Source organism: Mycobacterium asiaticum DSM 44297, assembly GCF_000613245.1.
Classification (GTDB): domain Bacteria; phylum Actinomycetota; class Actinomycetes; order Mycobacteriales; family Mycobacteriaceae; genus Mycobacterium; species Mycobacterium asiaticum.
In genome coordinates this window covers 1497868-1524354 of the sequence record NZ_HG964937.1, presented here as the reverse complement: position 1 = coordinate 1524354, position 26487 = coordinate 1497868, and the positions used below count along the sequence as shown (strand labels likewise).

Here is a 26487-nt window from a genome sequence, read left to right as displayed (position 1 = left end):
CTGCCGCTCAGCTTCCCGGCTGGGACAAGCATGCCGTCGCCGAGCGGGAACTGGGCACCGAACCGCCGGTGGACGAATTGCTGCCGCTGTGGCGACCACCCGGTGGCCAGCTGGGTTCGGTGGCCAAGGTGGTGGTGACCGCGCGCTCGCTGGCCCTGTTACGGCACCTCAGGACCGACACCCAGGCCTACGTCGAGGCCGCCACCGCCGAGCACCTGGACGCCGGCGCCCTCGCCGCGCTGCCCGATGCCGCCCTGGAAGTTCGGTTGCGATTGCTTCGGGACCGCATCCACCAGGGCTGGATCCTCACCGCGTTGTGGGTGATCGACAGCGGCGTCACCGCCGCGACGCTGAAACACACCAGTGCCGGGGCCAGTGTGTCCGGCGTCGGGGTGATCATGGAAAGCGACCGCATCGCCACCCAGACCGAAGCGCTGACCGGCATGCTGCGCTCCGACTCGACGTTGCGCGCGCTGGCAAGCGAGGGCAACGTCGGCAGCATTCGCGCCCTGTCTCCGGCCGCTGCCGCCGCCCTTGATGCGGCCGTTGCCCAGCTCGGGCACCGCGGCCCCGGCGAGGCCGAGCTGGCCAGCCCGGTCTTCGCCGACGACCCGGCGTTGCTGCTGACGCTGGCCGCCGAGAACGCCCAGGGCCCGACGGCGGTGCCGCCCGGGCCGGGTTCGTTGTCGCACCGGCTGGCCGGAAGTGCGCGCAACTCCCGGGAATTGGCCCACGACACGACCATCCGCTTCACCCACGAGCTGCGGATGACGCTGCGCGAGTTGGGCTCTCGGCGAGTGGCGGCGGATGTGATCGACAGTGTTGACGACGTGTACTACCTGGTCTGTGACGAGCTCGTCACCATGCCTGTCGACGCCCGGCTACGCATCAAACGCCGCCGCGCCGAGCGGGAGCGGCTGCAGGGTCGGCACCCACCAGACATCATCGACCACACATGGAAGCCGGGGGAGTAGCCCAAGCGCTATCCCAGGAGTTCCCGCAGCGACAACGCGTTGCGGACCGCGTGACCGCCGAGATCGTTGTTGAAGTAGACCCACACATCGCGACTCTCGTTCTCCCAGTCCGCGATCCGGTCGGCCCACCAGCGCAGGTCGGCGGCGGTGTAGGAACCGGTGTACATGCTGGCCGGCTCCGGCCCGTGCATCCGCACATAAACCAGATCGGTCGTGGCGCGCGGTACACACGCCAAATTCGCGCCGCTCATCACGACATAGGCGGCACGGTGTTTTTCCAGCAGCGCATAGACATCCGGGGCGTTCCAGGACGGGTGGCGCAACTCCACGGCGATCCGAATATGCGCGGGCATCATGCCCAAGAAGGCATCGAGCCGAGCATCGTCGCGCTGCTGCTCTGGATGCAGTTGCACCAGCAGCACGCCGCGGCGATCGCCGAGCGCCTGCCAGCAGCGTTCGAACCGTTCGATCCATGGTTCCGGCGAGCTCAGCCGACGGTAGTGGGTGAGCCCGCGATGCGCTTTCACCGACATGGTGAAGCCATCCGGCAGCCGGTCACGCCATCCGGCGAACGTCGAATCCTTGGGCCACCGGTAGAAACTCGCATTGAGTTCGACCGTGTCGAATACCTCGACGTAGCGTGCCAAGCGCTGCGCGGCGGGCAGTCCCGGCCGGTACAGCACGTCGGCCCAGTGGTCATACGACCATCCTGAAGTGCCGATTCGCACGGTCATCGGTGGATCAGCCGGCTAGTCGCCGGCGCAGATCGTCGTCAAGCGACGCCCGCACCAGGGCCGCCGCCAACCGGGCACTGGTGCGCGGCGCCAACGCGACGAGCTCGTCTGGATCGGTGGGCAGGTGCAGCGCCTTGGCAGCCGCGGTGGCCCGCTCGTCGAAATGGGGCCGCGCCCACGTCCACACGTCCTGCACCTCACGCAGAAAGATGTCGGCACCGGTGTCGCCGATGCCCTTGAATTGCTTCAGGATTCGCGTCGCCTTCGCCGGGTCCTGGTCACTGCGGCGGGCGATCTCGCGCAGGTCGCCGCCGAACTCATCGCGCACCTTGGTGGCAATGTCGGTGAGCCTGGTGGCCGAGCTTTCGTCATAGCGAACATAATGCGCTCGGCCGAACGCCGCGATCATGGTCTGCCGGTTGGCCCCCAACACCGCTTTCGGTGTCCGCAGGCCCGCCTTGAACAGCTCCCGTGCAGCACTCATGGCGATGGCGGCGTCGATGGGTTTGCTGGCCAGCATGCACAGCACGAGTAACTGAAACAGCGGCATGGGTTTGTCTTTGATCTGGATCCCGGCCTCGGCCGCATAGGTGGTGCCGGCGGCTTCCAGCAGCCGCCGCGCCCGTTGCTTGGACGTATCCATACGCGCGGCGTACCCGCAACCCCGCCGCACAAACCCCCGCTACTTGTGCGGCAGGCTGCCGGCGTAGTCGACGCCACGCTCGACCCAATTTTGCAGCTGGCGTTTGGTTTTCACGCCGTCCGGGGCTACCCGCAGCCAGCCACGGATTTCCCGGCCGGCCATGATCATCGGGCTGACGTGCGCGCGGCCGAGGAACTTCTCGGTGTCCTCTTTCCGGACCCGGACCAGCAGGCCGCCCTGACCGCTGACCGCGACGGCCATGTGCCCGCCGATCAGGAAGGCCAAGCCACCGAACATCCGCTTCTCGTCGAACTTCGGCCCAAGCAACTCGCGAACCCGCTCGGCGAGGTCGGCGTCGTATGCCACGACGCTAAGCGGGCCGTGCGGCGGGGACGCCGACAGCACGCAACACCCATTCCGGCGGCACCGAAAACGCGACCGAACGCCGCGGCAGGGTGGTCAGCACCGGTTCGGGCAGCGTGGTCTTGTAGTTCAGTGACAGCCCGCCCGAGAAGGCGGGGTCGACCTGGCCGATGTCGACTTCGAGCAGCAGACCGTGGGCGGAGAACTCGCCGCGCACCGGTCCGTCGTCGGCCGCATCCCAGCGCAGGTCAATGGCGCGTCCGGCGACCCTGGGCACCGTCGACAGGGTGCCCACGACCCGCTGCGGCGTGATCACCAGGGCACCTACATAACTGCGGACATTGCCCATCGAGGCCTTGCCCGGCACCTTCCCGGCAAACCGGAAGGTGACCGGAACGAACTCCGCGAGGTGCAGGATGCTCTCGGTTTCGACTGCTGCCCGCACGTCGGCGGGCAGCTTGCCGATTCCGAGCAATCTGCGCAACAACACAGCCATCCGTGCACCCTAGCGCCGCTACGCGGCCGCCGTCACCGTCTCGGCGGATTCCAGTGCCTGCGCGACGATCTCGGCCACGTCGGTCATCGGTTTGACGGTCAGCGTCTCGAGCACTTCGGCCGGCACGTCGTCCAGGTCGGGCTCGTTGCGCGCCGGGATGAAAACCGTTGACAGCCCTGCCCGTTGGGCGGCAAGCAGCTTCTGCTTGACGCCGCCGATCGGCAGCACCCGGCCGTTCAGCGTGACCTCACCGGTCATGCCGACATCCGAGCGCACCTGGCGTCCGGTAGCCATCGAGACCAATGCGGTCACCATCGTCACGCCGGCCGACGGGCCGTCTTTGGGCACCGCACCGGCCGGCACGTGCACGTGGATGCGCCGGTCCAGCTTGACCGGGTCGACGCCGAGTTCGGCTGCGTGCGAACGCACATAGGACAGCGCGATCTGTGCCGACTCCTTCATCACCTCACCCAGTTGTCCGGTCAGCTGCAAGCCGGGCTCACCTTCGGTAGAGCCCGCTTCGATGTAGAGGACGTCGCCGCCCAGGCCCGTGACAGCCAGGCCGGTGGCCACACCGGGCACCGCGGTGCGTTCGGCGGACTCAGGCGTAAACCGCGGCCGGCCAAGGTAACTCACCAAGTCGGGCTCGTCGACGGTGACCGGCTGACTGTTCTCGGCGAGCTTGGTGGTCACCTTGCGCAGGGCCTTGGCCAGCAGCCGCTCAAACTGCCGGACGCCCGGTTCGCGGGTGTAGTCGGCGGCGATCTTGCGCAGCGCGGCGTCGGTGACCGTGACCTCGTCCTCGGTCAGTGCCGCCCGTTCCTGCTGCCGGGGCAGCAGGTAATCGCGCGCGATCGCGACCTTGTCGTCCTCGGTGTAGCCGTCGATCTGCACCAGCTCCATCCGGTCCAGCAGCGCCGATGGGATGTTCTCAATCACGTTGGCGGTGGCCAGGAATACCACGTCGGACAGGTCCAGGTCCAGGTCCAGGTAGTGGTCGCGGAAGGTGTGGTTCTGCGCCGGGTCCAGCACCTCCAGCAGCGCCGCGCTTGGGTCGCCGCGGTAGTCGGAGCCCACCTTGTCGATTTCGTCCAGCAGTACAACGGGATTCATCGACTCGGCCTCGCCGATGGCCCGCACGATTCGGCCCGGCAACGCGCCGACGTAGGTACGCCGGTGTCCGCGGATCTCGGCCTCGTCGCGCACGCCGCCCAGGGCGACCCGCACGAACTTGCGGCCCAGCGCCCGGGCCACGCTCTCGCCCAGCGAGGTCTTGCCGACCCCGGGGGGACCGGCCAGCACCATCACCGCACCGGAACCCCGGCCGCCGACCACCTGCATGCCACGCTGAGCACGCCGGGTGCGCACCGCGAGGTATTCCACGATGCGGTCCTTGACGTCATCCAGCCCGTGGTGGTCGGCGTCCAGGATGGCCCGAGCCGCCACCAGGTCGGTCGAGTCCTCGGTCCGCACATTCCACGGCAGGTCCAGCACAGTGTCCAGCCAGGTGCGGATCCAGCCGCTTTCCGGGCTCTGGTCGCTGGCCCGTTCCAGCTTGCCGACCTCGCGCAGCGCCGCCTCGCGCACCTTCTCGGGCAGATTGGCGGCTTCGACCCGCGCCCGATAATCTTCGGAACCCTCGGGCTCGCCCTCGCCCAATTCCTTGCGGATGGCGGCCAGTTGCTGGCGCAGCAGGAATTCCTTCTGCGTCTTCTCCATGCCCTCGCGGACGTCTTCGGCGATCTTGTCGTTCACCTCGACCTCGGCCAGGTGTTCACTGGTCCAGTCGATCAGCAGGCGCAGCCGACGGCCGACGTCGATGGTCTCGAGCATCTCGCGCTTCTGCACGTCGGACAGGTAAGACGCGTAGCCCGAGGTGTCCGCCAGCGCCGACGGGTCGGTGAGGCTGTTGACGTAGTCGATGATCTGCCAGGCATCCCGGCGTTGCAGCACCGCCAGCAGCAGCTTCTTGTATTCGGCGGCCAGCGCCTTGATCTCGTCCGTCGTCTCGGCGTCGGGGACCTCGGTCACCTCGACCCACAACGCCGCACCCGGTCCGCTGGCACCCGCGCCGATGTGTGCACGCCGTTCACCCCGCACGACGGCGGCGGTACCCCCGCCGGCGATCCTGCCGACCTGCAGAATCTTGGCCACCACACCGTGGGTCGGGTAGCGGTCCTCCAACCGGGGCGCGACCAGCAACTCGCGTGAGTCGCTGGCCTGGGCGGCGTCGACCGCCGCGCGGGCGGCGTCGTCGAGCGCAATCGGCACCACCATCCCGGGCAACACGATCGTGTCGGTAGCGAACAGGACCGGCAGTGATTTGGCTTCAGCCATCAGATCCTCCAAAAGTTAAGTCTGACTGGCTCAACCCTGGCGGCGGGCGGTTTGTTCCCTGGACTGTTTCGCTACGAGCGTCACGCCAGCCCAACGTTGGGCGCCGAGCGTCACGCTGGCGTTACGCCGGTGGCACCGGCACCAGCCGCCGGAGCTGGGTCACATGTTTGGGGGAGAGCTCTTCGAGGCAGGTAACACCCAGTAGAGCCATGGTCCGCAGCACGCCGCTTTCCAGGATGTCGATCGCTCGCCGGACGCCCGCCTCGCCACCGGCCATCAGGCCGTAGAGATAAGCCCGTCCCACCAACGTGCACCTGGCGCCCAGCGCGATCGCCGCGACGATATCGGCGCCCGACATAATGCCGGTGTCCAGCAGGATCTCGGTGTCGTTGCCCAGTTCGCGGGCCACCGACGGCAGCAGGTGGAACGGCACCGGGGCGCGATCCAGTTGACGGCCACCGTGATTGGACAACACGATGCCGTCGACGCCGCGGTCGACGACCGCCCGGGCGTCGTCGAGCGTCTGAATCCCTTTGACCACGAGCTTGCCGGGCCAGTGCGATTTGATCCAGGCCAGATCGTCGAACGTGACGCTGGGGTCGAACATGGAATTCAGGTATTCCCCGACAGTGCCCGACCAGCGATCCAGCGACGCAAAGGACAAGGGTTCGGTGGTCAACAGGTCAAACCACCAGTGCGGGTGCGGAACCGCGTCCAGCACGGTCCGCAGCGTCAACGCCGGCGGGATCGACATTCCGTTGCGGACATCACGCAGCCGCGCACCGGCCACGGGGACGTCGACGGTGACCAGCATGGTGTCGAAACCCGCATCGGCGGCCCGCCGTACCAGGGCCATGGACCGTTCGCGGTCCTTCCACATATACAGCTGAAACCATTTGCGCCCCTGCGGCACTGCGGTGGCGATGTCTTCGATGGAGCTGGTGCCCAGGGTGGACAGCGAGAAGGGGATGCCCGCCGCGGCCGCAGCCCGCGCACCGGCGACCTCACCCTCGGTGTGCATCAAGCGGGTGAATCCGGTGGGCGCGATGGCGAACGGCAACACCACGGGTTGACCGAGGACATTCCATCCGGCGGTCACGTTGGTGACATCACGCAGGATCGTCGGGTGAAATTCGATGTCCCGGAACGCTTGTCGGGCCCGTCGGATGGACAGCTCGTCCTCGGCGGCACCGTCGGTGTAGTCGAAGGCGGCCTTGGGCGTCCGGCGCTTGGCGATCCGGCGCAAATCTTCGATGGTGAGCGCCGCGTCCAACCGCCGGTGGACGCGGTTGAACTGCGGCCTTTTGAACTGCATCAGCGGCGCCAGGTCGCGGATTCTCGGGATCTGCCGCTTGACCGCCATCAGTTCATCTAACCAGTGTGCGAGTCTGGAGGTATGGCCCGCGATTCGTTCGATCTGCAGCGCTTCGTCGAGGCGCAAAACCGCGTCTACGACGACGTCGTGCAGGAGTTGCGGGCCGGCCGGAAGCGGAGCCACTGGATGTGGTTCGTCTTCCCGCAGCTGCGCGGACTGGGCAGCAGCCCAACGGCAGACCATTACGGCATCTCCTCCCTCGAGGAGGCCCGCGCCTACCTGGAGCACGACCTGCTGGGGCCGCGGCTGCGGGAGTGTGTGCGGCTGGTCAACGACATTCCGGGGCGCTCGGCCGGGCAGATCTTCGGCTCACCGGACGACCTGAAACTGCGGTCTTCGGTGACGTTGTTCGCCCGGGCCACCGATGACAACCAGGATTTCGTCGCGCTGCTGGACAAGTACTACGGCGGCGAAGAGGACCCGCGCACCGTGGCGCGACTCAGTTAGGACGCAGAATCCGCCAGCCGTGCGGCTCGAGGGTCACGTGGTCGACGACCTCTTCCGGTGGCGCCGCCGAACCGGCCAGCACTTGTGCCCGCGGCGTGCCCAGCTCCGGCAACGACAGCCGCAGCGGTTCATCGTCAATGTTGAGGGCGACCAGCAGCGCGTCATCGCCGCGCTGCGCCCGGTAGACGTAGTGCTTGTTCTCCAACAGCAGGGGCCGGGTCGTCGCCGCGTGCAACCACGGGTGCCGTCGCCGCAAGCCGACCAGGAACTGGTGCAGCGCCCACACGCGCTGGCCTGACACGTCGAGTTGCACTGGGGGAGTAGCGAATTCCGGGCGGACCGCGTCATCGCCGCCGAAGCGTTCTTCCTTCACTCCGCGCCAGCCGAATTCGTCGCCGGCATACACGCTGGGGACGCCGCCCACCGTCAGCAACAGCACCAGCGCGTGCGCCTGGTGATCGGCGCGGTCGAGCCGGCTGGCGATCCGGGTGACGTCGTGATTGCCAATGAATGTCAGCGGTGCGAATTCGTCGAGAAATGCGTTGTGCCGCTGCAATGCCCAGTCCAGCTCGAAGAAGTTCCCGTCGTTGAGGCTGCTCCAGATCGCCTTCCACAGTTCGTATTGGGTGGCCGAATCGAACCGGGCCGCCCGGACCTGCGCCGCGTAGTCGCCGTGAATGAGTTCTCCGACGAACCAGACGTCGGGATGGCGATCGCGCACGCGGGGTAGCACCTCGACCCAGAACTGGTGCGGCACAACATAGGCCGCATCGAGGCGCCAGCCGTCGGCACCACGCTCCAGCCAGTGCGACATGACGTCGACGACATAATCGGCGACCTCGGGATTGTCGTGGTTGAGGCCGATCAGCTCGTCGTGACCTTCGAAATTGCTGCCGCTGAACCAGTCCGCCGATGCGGGGTCACGGTGGCGCGCAAAATCCGCGCCCACATGGTTGAACACGCCGTCGAGCAGAATACGCAGGCCTCGGCGGTGCGCCTCGGCCACCAGATAGTCGAAGTCGTCGTCGTCACCTAACCGGGGATCGATCAGGTAGTGGTCCGTGGTGTCGTATCCGTGGGTACGGGAAGCGAAGATCGGTCCCAGCGCGACCCCGGATGCGCCCAGTGCGATCGCGTGGTCGAACCACTCGACGAGTCGGCGCAGGCGGTGTTCCCCCGGGCCCGGCGGACGTTCAGCGGGGAACGCTCCGACGAAGCCTAGGGGATAGACCTGCCACCAGATCGTGTGTTGCACCCAGGCGGGTCCGGTCATGACGCGCCGATCAGCCTACCGCCGCCAATGTATCGGCGGTGCTGATCGCTTGCGCCACACCGGAAACGATCGCTGCGACCTTCAACGCCTCGAACACGGCCTCGCGCTCGACGCCCGACTCGCGCAGCGTGTGCTCGTGCGCCACCATGCAGTGCGAGCATCCGTTGATCGACGAGACCGCGAAGCTCCACAGCTCGAAATTGGCCTTGTCCACACCGGGATTGCCGATGATGTTCATCCGCAGGCCGGGACGCAGGTCGTCGTACTTACCCTCCAGGAAGCCACGGCCACGGTAGAACACATTGTTCATCCCCATGATCGACGCGGCACCCAGCGCCGCGTTGTAGGCCTCGGCCGACAGGTTGTCGGCCGCCTCGGCGCCGATTTCGCTGAGCACCCGGGCGTTTCGGGTCGCCGCGGCGCTGGCCAGCAGGGTGCCCCACAGCTGCTCCTCGTTCAGCACGGTGGTGCGGGAAATCGAGCCCAGGTTGAGCTTGAGATCCTTTGCGTACTCAGGCAGCGCGTCCTTGAGATTCTCGATACTCATTGTTTCCTCCTGTCCCGCCCTGTACCCGCTATGCCGAAGCCTTGAGCAGCTCGCCGGCGTCGATGGTCGGGTCGCCCTTGCGCCAGTTGCAGGCACATAGCTCGTCGGATTGCAGGGCGTCCAGCACCCTCAGCACCTCATCGACGTTACGCCCAACCGAACCGGCGGTCGCCGAGACGAACTGGATCTCGTTGTTGGGGTCGACGATGAACGTCACCCGGTCGGCCACACCGTCGGCGTTGAGCACGCCGGTTGCCTGGGCGAGCTCGCGCTTGATGTCGGACAGCATCGGGAACGGCAGCTTCTTGAGATCCTCGTGCTGGGCGCGCCACTGGAAGTGGACGAACTCGCTGTCGATCGAAGCGCCGAGGACCTGGGCGTCCCGGTCCTCGAACTCGTCGTTGAGCTTGCCGAATGCCGCGATCTCGGTGGGGCATACGAAGGTGAAGTCCTTGGGCCAGAAGAAGATCACGCGCCACTTGCCGGGGTGGTCGTCGCTGGAGATGGTGGTGAAGTAATCACCGGGCTGCTGGGCATCGACCTTGGACAGGTCGCCGCCGATCAGCGCGGTCAGCCGGTATGCGGGAAACTGGTCGCCAATGGTCAGCAGAGACATGGCACTCCTTTTTCTGTACTGATTCAAATTTGACGGGTATGTCACCATATTGCCGCGGTACCGGTGTGAAGTAAAGGTGATATATAGCACTGTATTATTAGGTATGACCGATAAGAGTTTTCAGCCCACCCTGGCCGGCTTGCGGGCGTTCGTCGCGGTGGCAGAGAAGCGGCATTTCGGAAGTGCGGCAACAACTCTCGGGGTAAGTCAATCGACCCTGTCGCAGGCCCTGGCCGGCCTGGAGGCCGGGTTGGGCGCCCGTCTGGTCGAGCGGTCCACCCGCCAGGTCCGAGTGACCGCTGAAGGAGTGCGGCTGCTGCCGATGGCACGAGCGACGATCGAGGCCGCGGACACGTTCACCAACGCGGCGGCTCGCGTGTCCGATCCGCTGCAGGGCAGCATCCGGCTGGGACTGATCCCGACGGTCGCGCCGTATGTGCTGCCGACCGTCCTGGCGGGGCTGAGCCGCCGGCTACCCGATCTGGCGGTGCGGGTCGTCGAGGACCAGACCGATCGGCTGCTGCAGGTTCTGCGCGAGGGCGCGCTGGACGCCGCCCTGATCGCCTTGCCCGCCGATACCACCGGAGTAAGCGAGATTCCCATCTACGCGGAGGATTTCGTGCTGGCCCTGCCGCCCGGGCACGCGTTGACGGGCAAGCCGCGGGTACCCGCGGCGGCCCTGGCGGAGTTGCCGTTGCTGCTCCTCGACGAAGGCCACTGCCTGCGCGATCAGGCTCTCGATGTCTGCCAGAACGCGGGCGTGCAGGCCGAACTCGCCGACACCCGCGCAGCCTCCCTGACCACCGCGGTGCAGTGTGTGGCGGGCGGGCTCGGCGTGACGCTGATTCCCGAGAGTGCGGTGGCGGTGGAGACGGCGCGCGGCGGTGTCGGGCTTGCCCACTTCGGCGCGCCGCGACCCGGGCGGCGGATCGGGCTGGTCTTTCGCACCTCCAGCGGGCGCGACGAGGCCTATCGGCGCCTTGCCCGGGTCATCGGAGAACTGGTCACCGAGGAACTGCCGGTACGCCTCGCGACCGGACGGACGTAAGGTTCCGCCCATGGAGAAGGTCATCGCCGTGCTCCGGCGCGCCGCAGCCGACGAGGACTGGTGCACCCGCCAACGCGGCCCGGTCGCCGCGCAACTACTGCAGCTGGGCGTCCCGGGGTTGTCGGTCAACGTCCGCGACGACGCCGTGCGCGAGTCGCTGATGACGCTCACGACACTGGACCCGCCGGTGGTCGCAGTGGTGAGCCTGTGGACCCAGCAATGCTATGGCCACCAAGTTGCGGCGGCGCTTGATCTGCTCGCCGCCGAGTGCGAGCAGCTGGCCGCCTACCTGGTCACCGAATCGGTTCCGCTGGCCGCACCAGTCGCCGAACCGGGTTTGCGCACAACGGGTTTGGCCAACATTGCGCTGCTGCGCCGGCCCGCGGAGCTGGACCAGGCGACCTGGCTGAACCGGTGGCAACTCGACCACACCCCGGTGGCCATCGAAACTCAGTCCACCTTCGGCTACACCCAGAACTGGGTGGTGCGAGCGCTCACTCCGGACGCCCCGGGAATCGCCGCCATCGTCGAAGAGTTGTTCCCCATCGAAGCGGTGTCCGATCTGAAAGCGTTCTTCGGAGCCGCCGACGACGCCGACTTGCAGCACCGGGTAGGCCGGATGGTTGCCAGTACGTCCGCCTTCGGCGCGAACGAGAACATCGACACCGTGCCCACCAGCCGGTACGTCATCAAGACGCCCTTCTCGAACTGAGGAACGCCATGACAACACTCGTCGACGCGGTGGCACTGGCATCGTCGGAAAGCGGATTGGCGGTCGTCTCGACCGTCCGCGCCGACGGCACCGTGCAGGCTTCGCTGGTCAATGTGGGCCTGCTGCCGCACCCGGCCGGGGGAGTGCCGGTCCTGGGCTTCACTACCTACGGCAAGGTCAAGCTGGCCAACCTGCGAGCGCGACCCCAGCTGGCCGTCACCTTCCGCAACGGCTGGCGGTGGGCCACCGTCGAGGGTCGCGCGGAGCTGGCCGGGCCCGACGACCAGCAACCCTGGTTGAGCGGGCCGGATCAATTGCGACAGTTGCTGCGCGATGTATTCACCGCAGCGGGCGGCTCCCACGACGACTGGGACGAGTACGACCGGGTGATGGCGCAGGAGCGGCGCGCGGTGGTGCTGATCGAGCCGACCCGCGTCTACAGCAACAGATAGGATCCAGCGGTGACGCTGCTGATCGACGACGACAACCGGGTCCGCACGCTGACGCTGAACCGGCCCGAAGCGCTCAACGCCTTCAACGAAGCCCTCTACGACGCCACCGCCCAAGCCTTACTGGACGCCGCCGAGGATCCGGGGGTTGCCGTCGTCCTGCTGACCGGCGCCGGGCGCGGCTTTAGCGCCGGTACCGATCTGGCCGAGATGCAGGCGCGCATCACCGACCCCGATTTTCAAGAAGGCAAGTACGGCTTCCGCGGGCTGATCGAGGCGCTGACCGCGTTCCCCAAACCGCTGATCTGTGCCGTAAACGGTGTCGGCCTTGGCATCGGCACCACCATCCTTGGCTACGCCGACCTGGCCTTCATGTCCTCGACCGCGCGGTTGAAATGCCCGTTCACCAGTTTGGGCGTGGCGCCCGAGGCGGCGTCGTCCTACCTACTGCCGCGTCTGATGGGGCGGCAGAACGCCGCCTGGCTGTTGCTGTCATCGGAATGGGTCGACGCCACCGAAGCGCTCCGAATGGGTCTGGTCTGGCGGGTCTGCGAACCCGACGAACTGCTGCCCGAAGCCCGGCGGCATGCCGAAACCCTCGCCGGCCGACCGATCGCGAGCCTGATGGCGGTCAAGCACACCATGCTTGAACCGCTTCGGCCGGAAATAGCCGCGGCGACGGCGCGCGAAAACGCCCACTTCGCGGAGTTGATGGGGGGCGTCGCCAACGCCGCCGCACTGGCGGATTTCAGCAACCGCCCGCGTTAAGCGGTGTCAAGCAGAGGGGCTCAGTTCGACCTGCTCCACGCGGGATGCCGCCAGGATTGCCCGCAGGGTCCGGCGGCAACGACCGCAGTCAGCCCCTGCCCCGCACGCCGCAGCAATCTCTTTGGAGGACGACGCACCGCGCGCCACAACGTCGCAGACAGTCTGATTGGTGACTCCGACGCACAGGCAGACGTACATCAGCAAACACCCACCGAGTGGTCACCGAGGACTCCGCGTACTGGCCGCATATTAGTGGAGTCTAACCTAAGTGGGTTAGTAGAGTCTAACCTAACTAACAAACACGCTGCCGGTTCTTGCGGCGATCGGACGCGCCGACGGCGCAATTAACCCTGCGCCGACCACCACGCAAGGCATTACATTTAGATTGCTCCACCCCGCACGGCTCGCTCCAGCCCAGCAGCCGGCGGTACGTCATGACAGCCTTCCCTAGGAGTGATCATGCAAGGTGATCCAGATGTATTGCGCCTGCTCAATGAGCAGCTGACCAGCGAGCTCACGGCCATCAACCAGTATTTTCTGCATTCCAAGATGCAAGAGAACTGGGGCTTCACCGAGCTTGCCGGCCACACCCGCGCGGAATCGTTCGACGAGATGCGGCACGCCGAGGCCATCACCGACCGCATCCTGCTGTTGGATGGCCTGCCGAACTATCAGCGCATTTTCTCATTGCGCATCGGCCAGACACTGCGCGAGCAGTTCGAGGCGGACCTGGCGATCGAGTACGAGGTGCTGGACCGGCTCAAGCCCGGCATCATCATGTGCCGCGAGAAACAGGACAGCACCAGCGCCACGCTGCTGGAAGGGATTGTGGCGGATGAGGAAAGCCACATCGACTACCTGGAGACACAGCTGGAGCTGATGGACAAGCTGGGCGAGGAGCTGTACTCCGCCCAGTGTGTCTCTCGACCGCCGAGCTGACCACGCTTGGTCACACACCTACCTGATTGGGCGGCCCGGATCAGGGGCATTCTCATGGGCCCGATCTTGAAAGGTGGCAGTGACTACATCCAAGGTGCAGCCGACCGTCCCGGCCGAGCCAACGGAGGACCCAGCCTCAGGTAGCAAGCTGATCACCCCGCAGCGGCGCAACTTCATCTTCCTGGCAATCGTGCTCGGGATGCTGCTCGCGGCGCTGGACCAGACGATCGTGGCAACGGCATTGCCGACGATCGTCGCCGATCTCGGTGACGCCGGGCGCCAGTCGTGGGTGGTCACCAGCTACCTGCTGGCCTCGACGATCGCCACTGCGCTCGCCGGCAAATTCGGTGACCTGTTCGGCCGCAAGCGGGTGTTCCAGGTCGCCGTGCTGTTCTTCGTCGTGGGCTCCGTGTTCTGCGGGCTGGCGCAGTCGATGACCATGCTGGTGGCCGCCCGGGCCCTGCAGGGGATCGGCGGCGGAGCGATCACCGTCACGGCCAGCGCGCTGATCGGCGAGGTGGTCCCGCTGCGGGACCGAGGCCGCTACCAGGGCATGTTAGGTGCGGTATTCGGAGTCACCACCGTCGTGGGCCCGCTGCTCGGCGGCTATTTCACTGACTACCTCACCTGGCGGTGGGCGTTCTGGATCAACCTGCCGGTCTCGGTGGTGGTCATCCTGGTCGCCGCCGCGGCGATTCCGGCGCTGACGGCCAACACCAAGCCTCGGGTGGACTACGCCGGCATCCTGTTCATCGGGCTGGGCGCGGCCGGTTTGACGCTGGCCACCAGTTGGGGTGGCACCCTCTACCCGTGGGGATCGGCCACCATCATCGGCTTGTTCGTGAGTGCCGCCGCGGCACTTGGGGTGTTCGTGTGGGTGGAAACCCGTGTACCGCAGCCCATTCTGCCGATCCGGTTGTTCGGCAGCCCGGTCTTCACGGTGTGCTGCGTGCTCTCGTTCGTGGTCGGTTTCGCGATGCTGGGTGCAATGACCTTCCTGCCGACCTTCATGCAGTACGTCGATGGGGTATCGGCGACCACATCGGGTCTGCGCACGCTGCCGATGGTCGCCGGCATGCTGATCACCTCCACCGGCAGTGGCAGCTTGGTGGGCCGGACAGGTCGATACAAGGTCTTTCCGGTGGTCGGCACGGCGCTGATGACGCTGGCCTTCTTGTTGATGTCGGGCATGGACGGGTCGACGCCCGCGCTGGTGCAGTCGGTCTACCTGTTCATCCTCGGTGCCGGCATCGGCCTGTCCATGCAGGTGCTGGTGCTGATCGTGCAGAACACCTCGAACTTCACCGATCTCGGTGTCGCGACATCGGGCGTCAGCTTTTTTCGCACCATCGGTAGCTCGTTCGGCGCCGCCATCTTCGGCTCGCTGTTCGCCAACTTCCTCAATTCCAGACTGGCCGTGGCGCTGGCGGCCACCGGCGCCCCCCGCGACGCCGTGAGCTCTCCCGGCGCGTTGCACCGGCAACCGCCCGCCGTCGCCGAACCGATCGTGCGGGCTTATGCCGAATCACTGTCGCAGGTTTTCCTGTGGGCCGCGCCGGTCGCCGCGGTGGGATTCGTGTTGGCGTTGTTCCTGCGCGAGGTTCCGCTGCGCGACATCCACAACAGCGCCGTCGATCTCGGTGACGGGTTCGGCATGCCGAGCTCAGAGACACCGGAGCGATTGCTGGAGAATGCGATTGCGCGCATGCTGCGGGGCGAACCGGGAGTGCGACTGCGCAGTATCGCCCTTCGCCCGGATTGCCGGCTCGACGTCGCCGGACTGTGGGCAGTGCTGCGGGTGAACCGTTACGCCCAGTTCTTCGGCACCGCGCGCCTCACCGACATCGGCGACAACCTGCAAATTCCGTTCGAAGTCCTGGAACCCACGTTCAACCGGCTCGCCGCGGGCGGCTACGTCGTGCGCGACGGGGACCGGTTGTCGCTCACGCCGGCGGGCCGGGAGCAGGTCGACTATGTGTATTCGCTGTTGCTGAACTGGGTCATCGACAAGCTGTCCCGGTCGCCCGGTTTTGCGGGGCGTCCGGATCGTCGCGACGTCGAGGCCGCGCTCGGGCGCATCGCGTATCGCATCATCGCGCAGCGGGACTGGTTCGAAGACTCGCCGCCGAAGGCTATTGCGGCGGGGTGACCTCGTCTTGTTCGCCGTCCTGGTCGGTTATCCAACTGCCGGGCAGCATAGGGAGTTTCGGGCCGCCGCCGTAGTCGTCGACGGCTAGGGTAGCCAATCCGGTTGGGTCCCTAGCCTTGTCATTGGCCAGAGTGCCGGCGAGTCCCAACCGGCCGGCACCGCGTGCGGAGGATTGCGAACCCCAGTCGGGGTCGACGTCGACATTCATGTCCATGAATTCGTCCCCGCGATCGCGGGCCCGTGCGTGCCGGCGGCGCCGCGCGCGTGCCGCTTCTCGTGCGACCGCCGCAGCGGCCGCCGCAGCGCTATCGGGTTGCGCAGCCTGCCTTTTGGCACCGGCACTGGCTTTGGCGCCCATCCCGGAACCGAAGCCGCTGCTCGGCGGGGCCGCGGCATACGGGGGCGCGAAACCCGTCCCACCAGTAGCACCCGGTGCCGGCGGAGCCGAGGAAGGCGGCGGGCCCGCCGGGGGATTGGGGGTGGGCGCACCCGACACTGCGGGCGCCGCGGCCGGCGCGGTAACCGGCGCCAGGCTTGCCGCGGGTAACAGGGCCGGCGCTGCCAGGGGCGCCAATGCCGGCGGTGCCACGATCGGTGGTGGCAGAGCGGCCAACCCCGCCAATCCGGCCAGGCCACTGGCCGACGCGAGCGGGGCGGCCGCGACGGGCAGCGCGGCCGCCAGCGCGGCCGGCTGACTGGTCAAAGTGAAGACCTCGGCCAGATGGGTGGGCCAGTCGAACAATTCCAGGCTGACCAGGTACTGGACGGCTAGCACCGGGTTCGTTTGCAGGTAGACGAAGAATTGCTGGAAATCCTCGCTCAGCTCCAACGTCCGGGCCACCCAGAACGCCGCAACAGTCGGGTCGGTGTAGTCGTCGTAGTCCAGCCCGTTGAGGGTGCCCTCCAACGGGTTCCAGTTGTAGCCAAAGTTCCGCAGGATATTGGCGACGAAGTTGTCGAGCGCATTGTCGACCAGCGGATCGTGCGCGACGGTGTCGTTGCCGATACCGAACTGCTCGAGAAACGCGTCGAGTTGCGGGTTGTTGATCAGGTTCTCGAACTGGTCGAACGGATTCAGCTGCGGATTGCCGATGAGATTCTGGTAGGCCTGCACCAGGTTCTGCAAGGACTGGTCGATTTGCTGCAGGATGCGGGGCGGCGGGGGCAATTGGGGCGCGGCTGTCAGCGCCGCATCCGAAGCGGCCTGGTAACCGCTCATCGTGGTGGCCGCCTGGACCCACATTCGGGTGTAGTCGGCTTCGTTGACCGCAATCGGAATAGTGTTGATGCCAAAGAAGTTCGTGGCCAACAGCGCAGCGTGGGTGGCGTGGTTGGCGGCCAGCTCGGCCAGGGTCGGCATCGCCGCCAGCGCCGCCGCATAGGCACCGGCGACCACCTCGGCTCGGGCGGCGGTTTCCGAGCTCGTGGCACTTGCCTCCTTCAGCCATGCCAGGTACGGAAGGTGGGCGGCCGCATACGATTCGGCGCTGGTGCCTTGCCATGCCCCGCCCTGCACCGCGGCCAGCACCGCCAGCAGGTCGTCCGCCGCCGATTCGTAGTCGGTGCTCAAAGATGCCCACGCCGCCGCGGCCGCCAACATGGCCCCCGGGCCAGGGCCGCTGCTGAGCAGCATCGAGTGCACCTCCGGTGGCGACGCCATCCACACCGGATTCGCGCCGGCGAGCCAGCCCTGAGCCCCGGACGATTGCACGGCCACACCCCATCCCGATCGAAATATTTGAGCTTTCTATATATTGAACATGATTTTCATTTGCGGCAAGTTTGAGGTGCCACCGATACCGAATGCCCAGGCCGCGGGCGTACCATCTCGCCATGAGCCGAATCGGAACTTTCGCAGATGACGACGTTGCTGGCTGGGTCCTCAAGTCCCCTGAACTCGGCGGCGCAATGGCCAATTTCAGCCGCGCCGTGTACACCAGCAACCGGCTGCCACTGCGCACTCGCGAGATTGCGCGTGCCGTGATCGCCAACAACAACGAGTGCATCGTCTGCGCCAATACTCGCGACGCCGACGGGCCTGCGGCCGGAGTCGACGAGGAGCTCTACGAGCACGCCACCGAATGGCGCACCTGGCCGGGATACAGCGAACAGGAGCGGTTGGCAGCCGAATTCGCGCACCGGTTCTCCACCGAACACACCGTCCTGCGGGACGACGAAGACTTCTGGGCGCGGGCCGCGGAACACTTCACCGAGGAGTTGCTGGCCGACCTGGCCATCTCGTGTGCGCTGTGGGTGGGCATGGGCCGCGTGCTGCGGACCCTCGACATCGGCCAGGCGTGCAAGCTGACCCTGCCCAGCCGGGCCTGACGACGACGCGCCCGCCTACGCCGGCGGGCGCGATCGGCTGGCTCGAGGCCCAGGGCGTCGACACCGTCATCGGCACCGTCGTGAACCCCGCGGGTTTGACCCACGCCAAGACAGTGCCGGTCCGCCGGATCAATGCCTTCGCCGATCCTGGGCTCGGCGCCAGTCCGTCGTGGCACGCGTTCGCGATCGACCAGACCGGCATCGCGTTCACCGACAAGGTCGGCGTGGTCGGGGATCAGCGCCTGCGCATCGACCTGACCGCCCTCCGCGTCCTCGGCAGCGGCCTGGCCTGGGCGCCCGCGGAATTCTTTGAACAGGACGGTTCTCCCGTTGCGCTGTGTGCGCGAGGCACACTCAGGCGAGTCGAGAACGCGCTGGCCGAAGCCGGCATCGATGCGGCCGTCGGCCACGAGCTCGAATTCGTTCTCGTCGATGCACACGGCGACCGGCTGCCCTCCACATCGTGGGCCCAGTACGGTCTTGCCGGTGTTCTCGAGCACGAGGCCTTCGTCCGCGATGTGACCGTCGCGGCGACGTCGGCGGGCGTCGCGATGGAGCAGTTCCATCCCGAATACGGGGCGAACCAGTTCGAGATCTCGCTGGCCCCGCGCTCACCGGTGGCCGCAGCCGACCATCTGGTCCTGATGCGAATCATCGTCGCCCGCGCCGCCCGCCGATACGGTTTGCGGGTCAGCCTGTCACCGGCGCCGTTCACTGGCAGCGCCGGATCTGGTGCCCACCAGCATTTCTCGCTGCGCAGGCAAGAACGGCCGCTGTTCTCCGGCGGCACCGGCCCGGGCGGCATGACCGGGTCGGGCGAGGCCGCGGTCGCGGGGGTGCTGCACGGCCTGGCCGGCGCGCAGGGGATGCTGTGCGGTTCCATCATGTCCGGGTTGCGGATGCGGCCCGGGAACTGGGCCGGGGCGTATGCCTGCTGGGGCATCGAGAACCGTGAGGCGGCGCTGCGATTCATCGAGGCTGGCCCGGCGAATCCGCACGGCGGCAATGTCGAGGTCAAGATCGTCGACCCGTCGGCCAACCCTTACTACGCAACTGCGGCCATTCTCGGGCTCGCACTCGAGGGCATCAGGAACGAAGCGACGTTACCGTCGCAGACGACGAAAGATCCCGCCCTGCTCTCGGCGGCGGAGCGGGCCGCCGCAGGCATCTCCCTGCTACCCGATGTCCAAACGGAAGTGATTGCCGCGCTTGACGAGTCGGCTCTGATGCGGTCGATTCTGAGCGACGCGGTAGTCGACATGGTGGTCGCGGTGCGTTTGATGGAGCACGACCGCTACGGCGGGCTGGATTCCGACGCGCTGGCCGACCGGTTTCGGATGGCCTGGAGCTTATGACCGCGCCACTGCCGGATTCGCGGCTGGCCCAGCACGTCCAGCAGGTTGTGCTGATCGATCAGCACATGCACGGCTGCTGGTTGACGGCGGGGGACCGCCGCCGCTTCGAGAATGCTCTCAACGAAGCCAATACGCAGCCCCTCGCCGAGTTCGACTCGGGTTTCGACAGCCAACTCGGTTTCGCGCTGCGCAACCACTGCGCACCGCTGCTGGGCCTCCCCAGACACGTTGATGCGCAGGCATATTGGGCCCGCCGCTGCCAGTTGAGCGAGCCCGACCTGGCCCGTTTGTTCCTGCCGGCCGCCGGGGTCAGCACCTGGCTGGTGGATACCGGTCTCGGCGACGACATCGGCGGCGTCGCGCAGGTCACCGAGCTGAGCGGTGCTCACGCGGCGGAAATCGTCCGCCTCGAGCAGGTCGCTGAGGAAGCCGTGCAGGCTCCCGGCGACTACGCCGGCGCGTTTGCAGAGATCCTGCACCGGCGCGGCGCCGCGGCCGTGGGCACCAAATCGATCCTGGCCTACCGTGGCGGGTTCGAGGGCGATCTGAGCGAGCCGTCACCGGCGGAAGTCGAACGGGCGGCCGAGCGCTGGCGCGACGCGGGTGGCCGCCGCTGCACCGATCGGGTGTTGCTGCGCTTCGGCCTGCACCAGGGACTGCGGCTGGGCAAGCCGCTGCAATTCCATGTCGGCCTGGGCGATCGCGATTGCGACCTGCACAAGACCAATCCGCTTCTGCTGCTTGACTTTCTGCGTCAGTCCGGGGACACCCCGATCGTTTTGCTGCACTGCTATCCCTACGAGCGCGAAGCCGGCTACCTGGCCCAGGCGTTCAACCACGTCTACCTCGACGGCGGCCTGACGGTGAACTTTCTCGGGGCCCGGGCGCCGGCATTCGTGGCCAGGCTGCTCGAACTCGCGCCGTTCCGCAAGATCCTTTATTCGTCGGACGGTTTTGGCCCCGCCGAACTGCACTACCTCGGCGCCGTCTTGTGGCGCAGCGCCATTCACCGCGTCCTGCAGGGCTTCGTCGACAACGGGGACTGGTGTGAAAGCGACGCAATTCGGGTAGTCGATTTCATTGCACACGACAACTCCGCCCGCGTCTACCAGCTGGACGTCGGCTCACGCTAGGACAGGATCTCCGACATGGGCGTTCTCGGCGAAGCCACGGAGTGGGCCCGTAAGCAGGTCACGTCCCGGGTTCCCAAGGCCGACCTCGACCAGCGCGACCCCGACTACATCCGCGATCAGTTACCCGGCACGTGGCTGCTCGCCTCCCTCTACTTCCGGGCTGACGTACGCGGGTTGGACCGTATTCCGCCCGAGGGTCCGGTGCTGCTGGTCGGCAATCACAGCGGCGGTAACGTCCCACCCGACACCTTCGTCTTCACCCTCGCGTTCTGTTCCTACTTCGGCGTGGAGCGGCCCTTCTACCAGCTTGCCCACAACCTCGTCGTCTCCGCGCCGCCGCTGGGCTGGCTGCGCAAGTTCGGCACCGTCGCCGCGAATCACGAAAACGCCCGCCTGGCGCTGGAATCCGGCGCCGCTCTGCTGGTCTATCCCGGTGGGGACTACGAGGTATTCCGGCCGTCGTGGGAACGGCACAAGGTCGACTTCGGCGGCCGGATGGGTTATGTGCGATTGGCCCGGGAGGCCGGCGTGCCGATCGTTCCGGTGGCCAGTGTGGGCGGCCAGGAAAGTGCCTTATTCCTCAACCGCGGGCAGTGGCTGGCCAAACTTCTGATGGCGGATAAATTGTTGCGGCTCAAGAGCATTCCGATATCTCTGGCGCTGCCCTGGGGCCTGAACATCAGTGACCTGGCCGGTCACATACCGCTGCCGACCAAGATCGTGATCGAGGTGCAGGAGCCGATCGAGGTCGACGGCGATGACCAGGCGGTACACGACAAGGTGATGGAAAGTCTGCAGGGCGGCGTCGATCGGCTGGCCGCACAACGTCGATTCCCGGTGCTGGGCTGATGCGCGTCGAACGCCGGTGTGTGGTCAAGGCCGACCGCGATGCGGTCTGGAAGATCGTCAGCGACCCGGACACCTACCCGTCCTTCATGAGCAACCTGGAGCGCTGGGAGACGGCCAACGACCAGCCGTCTGGCGTCGGCGCCCGCTACATCGTGCACTGGAAGATCGGCTCGGTACCGGTCGGCGGGCTGATCGAAGTCGTGGAGTTCGACGACAACCGCGACCTGGCGTTCGTCGGTATCACCGGAATCACGTTGCGGGGCCGGATCCGGCTGCGGGACGGCGGTGACGGCGAGACCAAGGTGACGTTCCGGCTGTCCTATCAGGCACCGGGCGGAATACTCGGCTACCTCGCGGATCGCATCGCGGTGCGCCAGGTCGGGCGCACGCTTTCCGAGACGCTCAAACGCCTGAAGGCGCTCGCCGAGTCCTAGTGTTTCACCTCGTAGCGCAGCAGGACAGTGCCACCCGGGAAGGTGCGATTCTCCAACAGCCGCAGTGAGATCCACGACGGCAGGGGCGGGAAGAACGGGGTGCCGCCGCCCACGGCGGCGGGCACGAGGACGATCCGGTATTCGTCCACCAATCCGGCCCGCACGATCGGTGCGGCCAGAGTCGCGCCGGCCACCTCCAGCGTCCCGTCGGTTTCGGCTTTCAGCCTCGTCACCACCTCGACCGGGTCGCCGCGTTCCAAGCGGGAGTTCCACTCGACGGACTCCAAAGTGCGCGAGAACACCACCTTGGGCATGCCGCGCCAGATGCGGGCGAAATCAACGATCGTCGGGGTGGCGTCCGGGGCCTGGTCGGCGGTAGGCCAGTACGCGGACATCAGTTCGTACAGCCGCCGGCCGTAGAACGACAGGGCGGTCTCGCGCTCGAACTCGTTCCAGTACCGGTGCAGTTCTTCGCTGGGTTCGCTCCACTCGATGCTGCCTTGTGCGTCGGCGATGTAGCCGTCCACCGACACGTTGAAGGCATAGATGAGTTTGCCCATGCAGATCAGACTGCCTCGTCGGCGCGTCGCTAGACCAGGGCGCTCGCGTCGAAGATCCAGGAGGTATCCCCGCCGGCGAGGTTCTCGAAGTGGTTGGGCGGCGCGAACGCGACCAAACTATTGAAGTCCCAATAGTCTTTCCACACAGTGATTTTGCCGTCCACAACTTTGTGCACAGTGACGAACCGTAGGACGCCCTTTTCTCCGGTCTGGAACGTCCAGGTCTCCGAATGCTCGTAGATGACGTCGGAGTCGTTCGACACCAGGACACCGTCGTGGTTCTCGTACGCGGCCAGCGGCTCGAGCCCGAGCTTCAGCCGGGTCACGATGTCATCCGGACCGCGCGCGGCCAGTGCCGGGACCGGCATGTCGACGTAGAGACAGTCATCCGACAGGAATGACTTGACCGCATCCCAGTCCCGCCGCGAAAGTGCCTGCCACAAGCCGACGACCACGTCTGCCGGTGCGGACGTTGAAACCTCTGTCATGCCCGTCAATTAACCCTGCGCTCGCGCGGGTGTCAACCGGGCATACTCGCTGCGGCGGGTAGCGCGTCACGGGCGGCAGCACGGCGAGGGCCGTTCGATCGTTGCCGGTTCACGAGCTGATTTTAGAAAAGGACGGCGATCATGCTCCCTTCAACGACCCCGGCCCGCGCGGCGTCCGCCGACACCCGGCAATGGATCCTGGACTTGTTAGGCGGTTATGTGAGCTGATTACGCATAGGATCCTGCCGTGCGAGCAAATTCCACAACGACCGCGACGATTGGCGCTGTGGTTGGCGCGCTCGGCGTGGTCTTCGGCGACATCGGCACGAGCCCGATCTACACGATTCAGACGGTCTTCAACCCCGACGACCCACATCCCGTGCCGATCAGCACGGACAATGTGTACGGCGTGGTGTCGCTGATCTTCTGGTCGGTGATGATCATCGTGACCTTCACCTACGTCACCCTGGTGCTACGCGCCGACAACCACGGCGAGGGCGGCATCATGGCGCTGATCACGATGTTGGGCCGCGGCGTTGAGCGGCGCACGGTCGCCGCGCTGAGCCTACTGGGCATCTTCGGTGCCGCCCTGTTCTTCGGCGACAGCATGATCACCCCGGCGATATCCGTGCTCTCGGCCGTTGAAGGCGTCAAAGTCATACAGCCACAATTCGATTCGTGGGTCGTGCCGATCACGGCGGTGATCATCATTGCGCTGTTCTCGGTGCAGCGCCACGGCACCAGCGCTGTCGGCCGGTTCTTCGGACCGGTGATGATCGCCTGGTTCACCGCGATCGGCGCGTGCGGGGCACTCGGGATTGCCGACCACCCGGAAATCCTCAAGGCGTTGTCACCGGTTTATGCGATCAAGTTCATGGTCGGGCATTTCCACTTCGCCTTCTTCTCACTCGCCGCGATTGTGCTGGCGGTGACGGGCGCGGAGGCGCTCTATGCCGACATGGGTCACTTCGGCCGGCGCGCGATCACCTCGGGCTGGCTGCTGCTGGTGCTGCCTGGGTGCACCCTGAGCTACCTTGGGCAGGGAGCGTTGGTGCTTGGCGATCCCAAGACCGCGAGTGCGCCCTTCTTCCTGCTGATCCCCGACTGGGCCCGGCTGCCCATGGTCCTGCTGGCCACCGCCGCCACCGTGATCGCGTCGCAAGCCGTCATCACCGGGGCATTCTCCGTAGCGTCGCAGGCCGCGCAGCTCGGCTATTTGCCCCGGTTGCGGATCGCGCACACCTCGGAGTCGACGATAGGGCAGATCTACGTCCCATGGATCAACGGACTGTTGTTGGTTTCCGTGCTGACCCTCGTGTTCGCCTTCCGTAGCTCGGCCGCGCTGGCCTTCGCCTTCGGCATGGCGGTCACCGGCACCATCACCATCACCACGACGCTGTTTCTCTATATCGCGCACACCAGATGGAAGACCCCGCTGTGGCTGATCGTCGTCGGTGGCGGCGCCCTGCTGACGGTCGACCTGATGTTTCTGGCGGCCAACCTGACCAAGCTGGTTCATGGGGCGTGGCTCCCGCTGCTGATCGCGCTGGTGGCCTACACCGTGATGACCACCTGGCAGCGAGGTCGCGAAATCGTGACGCGTACAAGGGAAGAAGCCGAAGGACCGCTGCGTGAATTCGTGGACAGCCTGGCCGCCCACGAGCACCCGGTCACTAGGGTCGCGGGCACCGCGATATTCCTCAACCGCGGGAAGCATTCCGCGCCGCTGGCGTTACGGGCCAACGTGGAGCACAACCACGTGCTCCACGAACACGTGGTGGTTCTGGCGATCGTCACCCTGCCGGTGCCGCGGGTGCCCGAATCCGAACGGAACGAGGTCGACGCGCTCGGCTACGCCAAAGACGGAATCATCCATGTGACAGCGCAATTCGGGTATATGGAAACCCCGAAAGTTCGCGAGGCGTTGAGCCTGCTAGAGCCGAGCGAAACGGAGGGCCGGATCGACCTCGACGACGCCTCGTACTTCCTGTCCAAACTCGAGCTGGTCAGGGGGTCGGCACCAACCATGGCGGCCTGGCGCAAACGCCTGTTCATCGCGACGTCCTACGCCACAGCCGACGCTGCCGAATACTTCGGGCTGCCATCCGAGAGCACCGTGATCATGGGTTCACGGATAGAGGTTTGACGTCGGCCATCGAGGCGGCACCAGCCCGGGCCGGCCCCAGCGTCACCGGCAGCGTCGACCACCCGCGCAGCACCCGGGTGGTTCGTCGGGTCCCGCCGCCCTCGGCCCGGGCGTCCGGGAAGCGGTCGAAGAACGTGCGCAGTCCGACCTCGCCCTCGGCGCGGGCGAGCGCGGCGCCCAGGCAGAAGTGCCGGCCGGTCGAGAACGACAAATGCTTTCCGGCATTGGGGCGTTCGATGTCGAAGCGGTGTGGGTCATCGAACACCGCAGGGTCGCGGTTGGCGGCGGCCAGATAGACCACCACCACCTCGCCCCGCTTGATGGGTACCCCGGCCACCTCGACGTCGTTGCCGGCCACTCGGGCGGTGAGCTGGACCGGCGAGTCGAACCGCAGAATCTCCTCGACCGCGTTGGGCCACAATTCCGGCCGGGCCCGTAGTGTCTCGAGCTGTTCGGGATGGTCCAGCAACAGCCGGATTCCGTTGCCCAGCAAGTTGACTGTGGTCTCGAAGCCGGCGACCAACACCAGACCGGCGACCGCCTGCAGTTCGGTTTCGTCGAGGTAGCCCTCAGCGTCGCCACCCTCGGCCGTCTGGATCAGCTGGCTCATCAGGTCGTCGCCAGGGGCCCGCCGCAACTGTCCCAGATGCTCGACGAGCCAGGTGTTGAATCCCGCCACGCCGCGCTGCACCCGCTGGTACTGCTGCCAGGGCAGTCCGACATCCAGACTGGGGGCGGCCAGCTCCCCGAATTCCAGCACGCGGCGCCGGTCGTATTCCGGTACGCCGAGGATCTCGCTGATGACGGTGATCGGCAGTTGCGAGCAGTACCGCCCGACGATGTCGACGGCGCCGGGCCGCTCGGTGAGTTGGTCGAGCAGCCCGACAGCCGTCTGCTCGACCCGGTCGCGCAACGCGCTGACCGCCCGCGAGGTGAAGACCGCCGAAACCGTCTTACGGTAGCGGGTGTGATCGGGCGGCTCGACCGCCAGCAAGGACGGTGGCCGCATCGGATGGAGGCGATCGTCGCGGGTACGCCGCTCGAGCCAGCGCAGCGGCGCCGGCAGATTGTCGCCGAACGCGATGACATGAAAGTCGTCCGAGCGCAACAGATCATGCGCCAGGCGATGGTCGACGGCCATGTAGTTCGCCCGGTTGCGCACCAGCGGACCGTGCCGCTGGACCTCGTCGTAGAACGGCACCGGATTGTCACCCAGTGTCGAGTCGGCGATCAATCGGGCCTGCAGGTCACCCCGCCGGATCCCGACCGTGGCGATCCCGCGGATCACCCCGTGCATTGCGAACCAGTGCAGTCTTTCCTTCAC

General features: G+C 66.5%; 27 protein-coding genes and 1 pseudogene. 14 read left to right on the top strand and 14 right to left on the bottom strand.

What is annotated here, in order from left to right; genetic code table 11:
- Nucleotides 1–974 (top strand): annotated as a pseudogene (locus BN972_RS17530) (hypothetical protein); the annotation flags it as partial.
- An 8-nt stretch (nt 975–982) separates the two neighbouring features.
- Here BN972_RS17530 and BN972_RS17525 read toward each other — a convergent pair.
- The 6 genes from BN972_RS17525 to BN972_RS17500 all read right to left on the bottom strand — a co-directional run bounded on the left by BN972_RS17525 (nt 983) and on the right by BN972_RS17500 (nt 6910).
- Nucleotides 983–1708 (bottom strand): DUF72 domain-containing protein, encoded by a 726-nt coding sequence (locus BN972_RS17525; protein WP_036360215.1) that lies wholly within the window; start codon nt 1706–1708, stop codon nt 983–985.
- Between the two features lie 7 nt (nt 1709–1715).
- Nucleotides 1716–2351, bottom strand: coding sequence for an HhH-GDP family DNA glycosylase (locus BN972_RS17520; protein ID WP_036360213.1), 636 nt, complete (start codon nt 2349–2351; stop codon nt 1716–1718).
- Between the two features lie 39 nt (nt 2352–2390).
- Nucleotides 2391–2717 (bottom strand): TfoX/Sxy family protein, encoded by a 327-nt coding sequence (locus BN972_RS17515; protein ID WP_036361176.1) that lies wholly within the window; start codon nt 2715–2717, stop codon nt 2391–2393.
- Nucleotides 2718–2721: 4 nt separating this feature from the next.
- A complete protein-coding gene (locus BN972_RS17510; RefSeq protein WP_036360211.1) occupies nt 2722–3210 on the bottom strand; it encodes a hypothetical protein in 489 nt (162 codons plus the stop codon).
- Nucleotides 3211–3228: 18 nt separating this feature from the next.
- On the bottom strand, nt 3229–5547 hold the full coding sequence (gene lon / locus BN972_RS17505) for an endopeptidase La (protein ID WP_200869737.1): 2319 nt from the start codon (nt 5545–5547) through the stop codon (nt 3229–3231).
- Nucleotides 5548–5668: 121 nt separating this feature from the next.
- The gene (locus tag BN972_RS17500) at nt 5669–6910 is read right to left on the bottom strand and encodes an alpha-hydroxy acid oxidase (RefSeq protein WP_036360207.1); all 1242 of its coding nucleotides are present in this window, start codon (nt 6908–6910) and stop codon (nt 5669–5671) included.
- Nucleotides 6911–6943: 33 nt separating this feature from the next.
- On the opposite strand from BN972_RS17500, the gene BN972_RS17495 reads away from it, so the two are divergent.
- Nucleotides 6944–7369, top strand: coding sequence for a DUF1810 domain-containing protein (locus BN972_RS17495; protein ID WP_036360205.1), 426 nt, complete (start codon nt 6944–6946; stop codon nt 7367–7369).
- On the opposite strand, the gene BN972_RS17490 is transcribed toward BN972_RS17495, so the two are convergent.
- The 3 genes from BN972_RS17490 to BN972_RS17480 are packed head-to-tail and all read right to left on the bottom strand — an operon-like array spanning nt 7362 to nt 9805.
- Entirely contained in the window at nt 7362–8642 is a 1281-nt protein-coding gene (locus BN972_RS17490) for an alpha-amylase family glycosyl hydrolase (protein WP_036360203.1), read from the bottom strand. The genes BN972_RS17495 and BN972_RS17490 overlap by 8 nt on opposite strands.
- A gap of 10 nt (nt 8643–8652) precedes the next feature.
- Nucleotides 8653–9189, bottom strand: a complete 537-nt coding sequence (locus BN972_RS17485) for an alkyl hydroperoxide reductase (protein WP_036360201.1) — start codon at nt 9187–9189, stop codon at nt 8653–8655.
- Nucleotides 9190–9217: 28 nt separating this feature from the next.
- The gene (locus BN972_RS17480; protein WP_036360199.1) at nt 9218–9805 is read right to left on the bottom strand and encodes a peroxiredoxin; all 588 of its coding nucleotides are present in this window, start codon (nt 9803–9805) and stop codon (nt 9218–9220) included.
- Between the two features lie 103 nt (nt 9806–9908).
- Here BN972_RS17480 and BN972_RS17475 point away from each other — a divergent pair, with 103 nt between their 5' ends.
- From BN972_RS17475 to BN972_RS17460, 4 genes are read left to right on the top strand one after another with little or no spacing between them, the layout of a single operon-like run.
- Nucleotides 9909–10853, top strand: a complete 945-nt coding sequence (locus BN972_RS17475) for a hydrogen peroxide-inducible genes activator (RefSeq protein ID WP_036360197.1) — start codon at nt 9909–9911, stop codon at nt 10851–10853.
- 10 nt (nt 10854–10863) lie between these two features.
- Entirely contained in the window at nt 10864–11565 is a 702-nt protein-coding gene (locus BN972_RS17470) for an EthD domain-containing protein (protein WP_036360195.1), read from the top strand.
- Between the two features lie 8 nt (nt 11566–11573).
- A complete protein-coding gene (locus tag BN972_RS17465) occupies nt 11574–12017 on the top strand; it encodes a TIGR03618 family F420-dependent PPOX class oxidoreductase (protein WP_036360193.1) in 444 nt (147 codons plus the stop codon).
- A gap of 9 nt (nt 12018–12026) precedes the next feature.
- Nucleotides 12027–12782 (top strand): enoyl-CoA hydratase/isomerase family protein, encoded by a 756-nt coding sequence (locus tag BN972_RS17460; protein ID WP_036360191.1) that lies wholly within the window; start codon nt 12027–12029, stop codon nt 12780–12782.
- 6 nt (nt 12783–12788) lie between these two features.
- On the opposite strand, the gene BN972_RS28370 is transcribed toward BN972_RS17460, so the two are convergent.
- Nucleotides 12789–12980 (bottom strand): (2Fe-2S)-binding protein, encoded by a 192-nt coding sequence (locus BN972_RS28370; RefSeq protein WP_080696887.1) that lies wholly within the window; start codon nt 12978–12980, stop codon nt 12789–12791.
- A gap of 261 nt (nt 12981–13241) precedes the next feature.
- On the opposite strand from BN972_RS28370, the gene bfr reads away from it, so the two are divergent.
- Nucleotides 13242–13721, top strand: coding sequence for a bacterioferritin (gene bfr / locus BN972_RS17455; RefSeq protein WP_036361175.1), 480 nt, complete (start codon nt 13242–13244; stop codon nt 13719–13721).
- 94 nt (nt 13722–13815) lie between these two features.
- A complete protein-coding gene (locus BN972_RS17450) occupies nt 13816–15870 on the top strand; it encodes an MDR family MFS transporter (RefSeq protein WP_036360189.1) in 2055 nt (684 codons plus the stop codon).
- On the opposite strand, the gene BN972_RS17445 is transcribed toward BN972_RS17450, so the two are convergent.
- Nucleotides 15854–17530, bottom strand: coding sequence for a PPE family protein (locus tag BN972_RS17445; RefSeq protein ID WP_036361174.1), 1677 nt, complete (start codon nt 17528–17530; stop codon nt 15854–15856). The two genes, BN972_RS17450 and BN972_RS17445, sit on opposite strands and share 17 nt — an antisense overlap.
- A 173-nt stretch (nt 17531–17703) precedes the next feature.
- Here BN972_RS17445 and BN972_RS17440 point away from each other — a divergent pair, with 173 nt between their 5' ends.
- The 5 genes from BN972_RS17440 to BN972_RS17420 are packed head-to-tail and all read left to right on the top strand — an operon-like array spanning nt 17704 to nt 21969.
- Entirely contained in the window at nt 17704–18198 is a 495-nt protein-coding gene (locus BN972_RS17440; RefSeq protein WP_036360187.1) for a carboxymuconolactone decarboxylase family protein, read from the top strand.
- Complete coding sequence (locus BN972_RS17435; protein WP_036361172.1) at nt 18195–19553, top strand: type I glutamate--ammonia ligase; 1359 nt, start codon at nt 18195–18197, stop codon at nt 19551–19553. Before BN972_RS17440 ends, BN972_RS17435 begins: the two co-directional genes overlap by 4 nt.
- Entirely contained in the window at nt 19550–20686 is a 1137-nt protein-coding gene (locus tag BN972_RS17430) for an amidohydrolase family protein (RefSeq protein ID WP_036360185.1), read from the top strand. The genes BN972_RS17435 and BN972_RS17430 overlap by 4 nt, the downstream gene beginning before the upstream one ends.
- Before the next feature lie 15 nt (nt 20687–20701).
- Entirely contained in the window at nt 20702–21535 is an 834-nt protein-coding gene (locus tag BN972_RS17425; protein WP_036360183.1) for a lysophospholipid acyltransferase family protein, read from the top strand.
- A complete protein-coding gene (locus BN972_RS17420) occupies nt 21535–21969 on the top strand; it encodes an SRPBCC family protein (protein ID WP_036360181.1) in 435 nt (144 codons plus the stop codon). Before BN972_RS17425 ends, BN972_RS17420 begins: the two co-directional genes overlap by 1 nt.
- Here BN972_RS17420 and BN972_RS17415 read toward each other — a convergent pair.
- The gene (locus BN972_RS17415) at nt 21966–22529 is read right to left on the bottom strand and encodes a dihydrofolate reductase family protein (protein ID WP_036360179.1); all 564 of its coding nucleotides are present in this window, start codon (nt 22527–22529) and stop codon (nt 21966–21968) included. The genes BN972_RS17420 and BN972_RS17415 overlap by 4 nt on opposite strands.
- A gap of 29 nt (nt 22530–22558) precedes the next feature.
- Nucleotides 22559–23017, bottom strand: coding sequence for a nuclear transport factor 2 family protein (locus BN972_RS17410; RefSeq protein WP_036360177.1), 459 nt, complete (start codon nt 23015–23017; stop codon nt 22559–22561).
- A 247-nt stretch (nt 23018–23264) separates the two neighbouring features.
- Here BN972_RS17410 and BN972_RS17405 point away from each other — a divergent pair, with 247 nt between their 5' ends.
- On the top strand, nt 23265–25163 hold the full coding sequence (locus BN972_RS17405; protein WP_051545553.1) for a potassium transporter Kup: 1899 nt from the start codon (nt 23265–23267) through the stop codon (nt 25161–25163).
- Here the strand turns inward: BN972_RS17405 and BN972_RS17400 are convergent.
- Complete coding sequence (locus BN972_RS17400) at nt 25138–26487, bottom strand: cytochrome P450 (RefSeq protein ID WP_036361170.1); 1350 nt, start codon at nt 26485–26487, stop codon at nt 25138–25140. The two genes, BN972_RS17405 and BN972_RS17400, sit on opposite strands and share 26 nt — an antisense overlap.

Bases quoted from the DNA above. Each gene is read 5' to 3' on its own strand.
- BN972_RS17525 (WP_036360215.1), bottom strand. From the start codon at position 1,708: ATGACCGTGCGAATCGGCACTTCAGGATGGTCGTATGACCACTGGGCC.
- BN972_RS17520 (WP_036360213.1), bottom strand. From the start codon at position 2,351: ATGGATACGTCCAAGCAACGGGCGCGGCGGCTGCTGGAAGCCGCCGGC.
- BN972_RS17510 (WP_036360211.1), bottom strand. From the start codon at position 3,210: ATGGCTGTGTTGTTGCGCAGATTGCTCGGAATCGGCAAGCTGCCCGCC.
- lon (WP_200869737.1), bottom strand. From the start codon at position 5,547: ATGGCTGAAGCCAAATCACTGCCGGTCCTGTTCGCTACCGACACGATC.
- BN972_RS17500 (WP_036360207.1), bottom strand. From the start codon at position 6,910: ATGGCGGTCAAGCGGCAGATCCCGAGAATCCGCGACCTGGCGCCGCTG.
- BN972_RS17495 (WP_036360205.1), top strand. From the start codon at position 6,944: ATGGCCCGCGATTCGTTCGATCTGCAGCGCTTCGTCGAGGCGCAAAAC.
- BN972_RS17490 (WP_036360203.1), bottom strand. From the start codon at position 8,642: ATGACCGGACCCGCCTGGGTGCAACACACGATCTGGTGGCAGGTCTAT.
- BN972_RS17485 (WP_036360201.1), bottom strand. From the start codon at position 9,189: ATGAGTATCGAGAATCTCAAGGACGCGCTGCCTGAGTACGCAAAGGAT.
- BN972_RS17480 (WP_036360199.1), bottom strand. From the start codon at position 9,805: ATGTCTCTGCTGACCATTGGCGACCAGTTTCCCGCATACCGGCTGACC.
- BN972_RS17475 (WP_036360197.1), top strand. From the start codon at position 9,909: ATGACCGATAAGAGTTTTCAGCCCACCCTGGCCGGCTTGCGGGCGTTC.
- BN972_RS17470 (WP_036360195.1), top strand. From the start codon at position 10,864: ATGGAGAAGGTCATCGCCGTGCTCCGGCGCGCCGCAGCCGACGAGGAC.
- BN972_RS17465 (WP_036360193.1), top strand. From the start codon at position 11,574: ATGACAACACTCGTCGACGCGGTGGCACTGGCATCGTCGGAAAGCGGA.
- BN972_RS28370 (WP_080696887.1), bottom strand. From the start codon at position 12,980: ATGTACGTCTGCCTGTGCGTCGGAGTCACCAATCAGACTGTCTGCGAC.
- bfr (WP_036361175.1), top strand. From the start codon at position 13,242: ATGCAAGGTGATCCAGATGTATTGCGCCTGCTCAATGAGCAGCTGACC.
- BN972_RS17445 (WP_036361174.1), bottom strand. From the start codon at position 17,530: ATGGCGTCGCCACCGGAGGTGCACTCGATGCTGCTCAGCAGCGGCCCT.
- BN972_RS17440 (WP_036360187.1), top strand. From the start codon at position 17,704: ATGAGCCGAATCGGAACTTTCGCAGATGACGACGTTGCTGGCTGGGTC.
- BN972_RS17430 (WP_036360185.1), top strand. From the start codon at position 19,550: ATGACCGCGCCACTGCCGGATTCGCGGCTGGCCCAGCACGTCCAGCAG.
- BN972_RS17425 (WP_036360183.1), top strand. From the start codon at position 20,702: ATGGGCGTTCTCGGCGAAGCCACGGAGTGGGCCCGTAAGCAGGTCACG.
- BN972_RS17420 (WP_036360181.1), top strand. From the start codon at position 21,535: ATGCGCGTCGAACGCCGGTGTGTGGTCAAGGCCGACCGCGATGCGGTC.
- BN972_RS17415 (WP_036360179.1), bottom strand. From the start codon at position 22,529: ATGGGCAAACTCATCTATGCCTTCAACGTGTCGGTGGACGGCTACATC.
- BN972_RS17410 (WP_036360177.1), bottom strand. From the start codon at position 23,017: ATGACAGAGGTTTCAACGTCCGCACCGGCAGACGTGGTCGTCGGCTTG.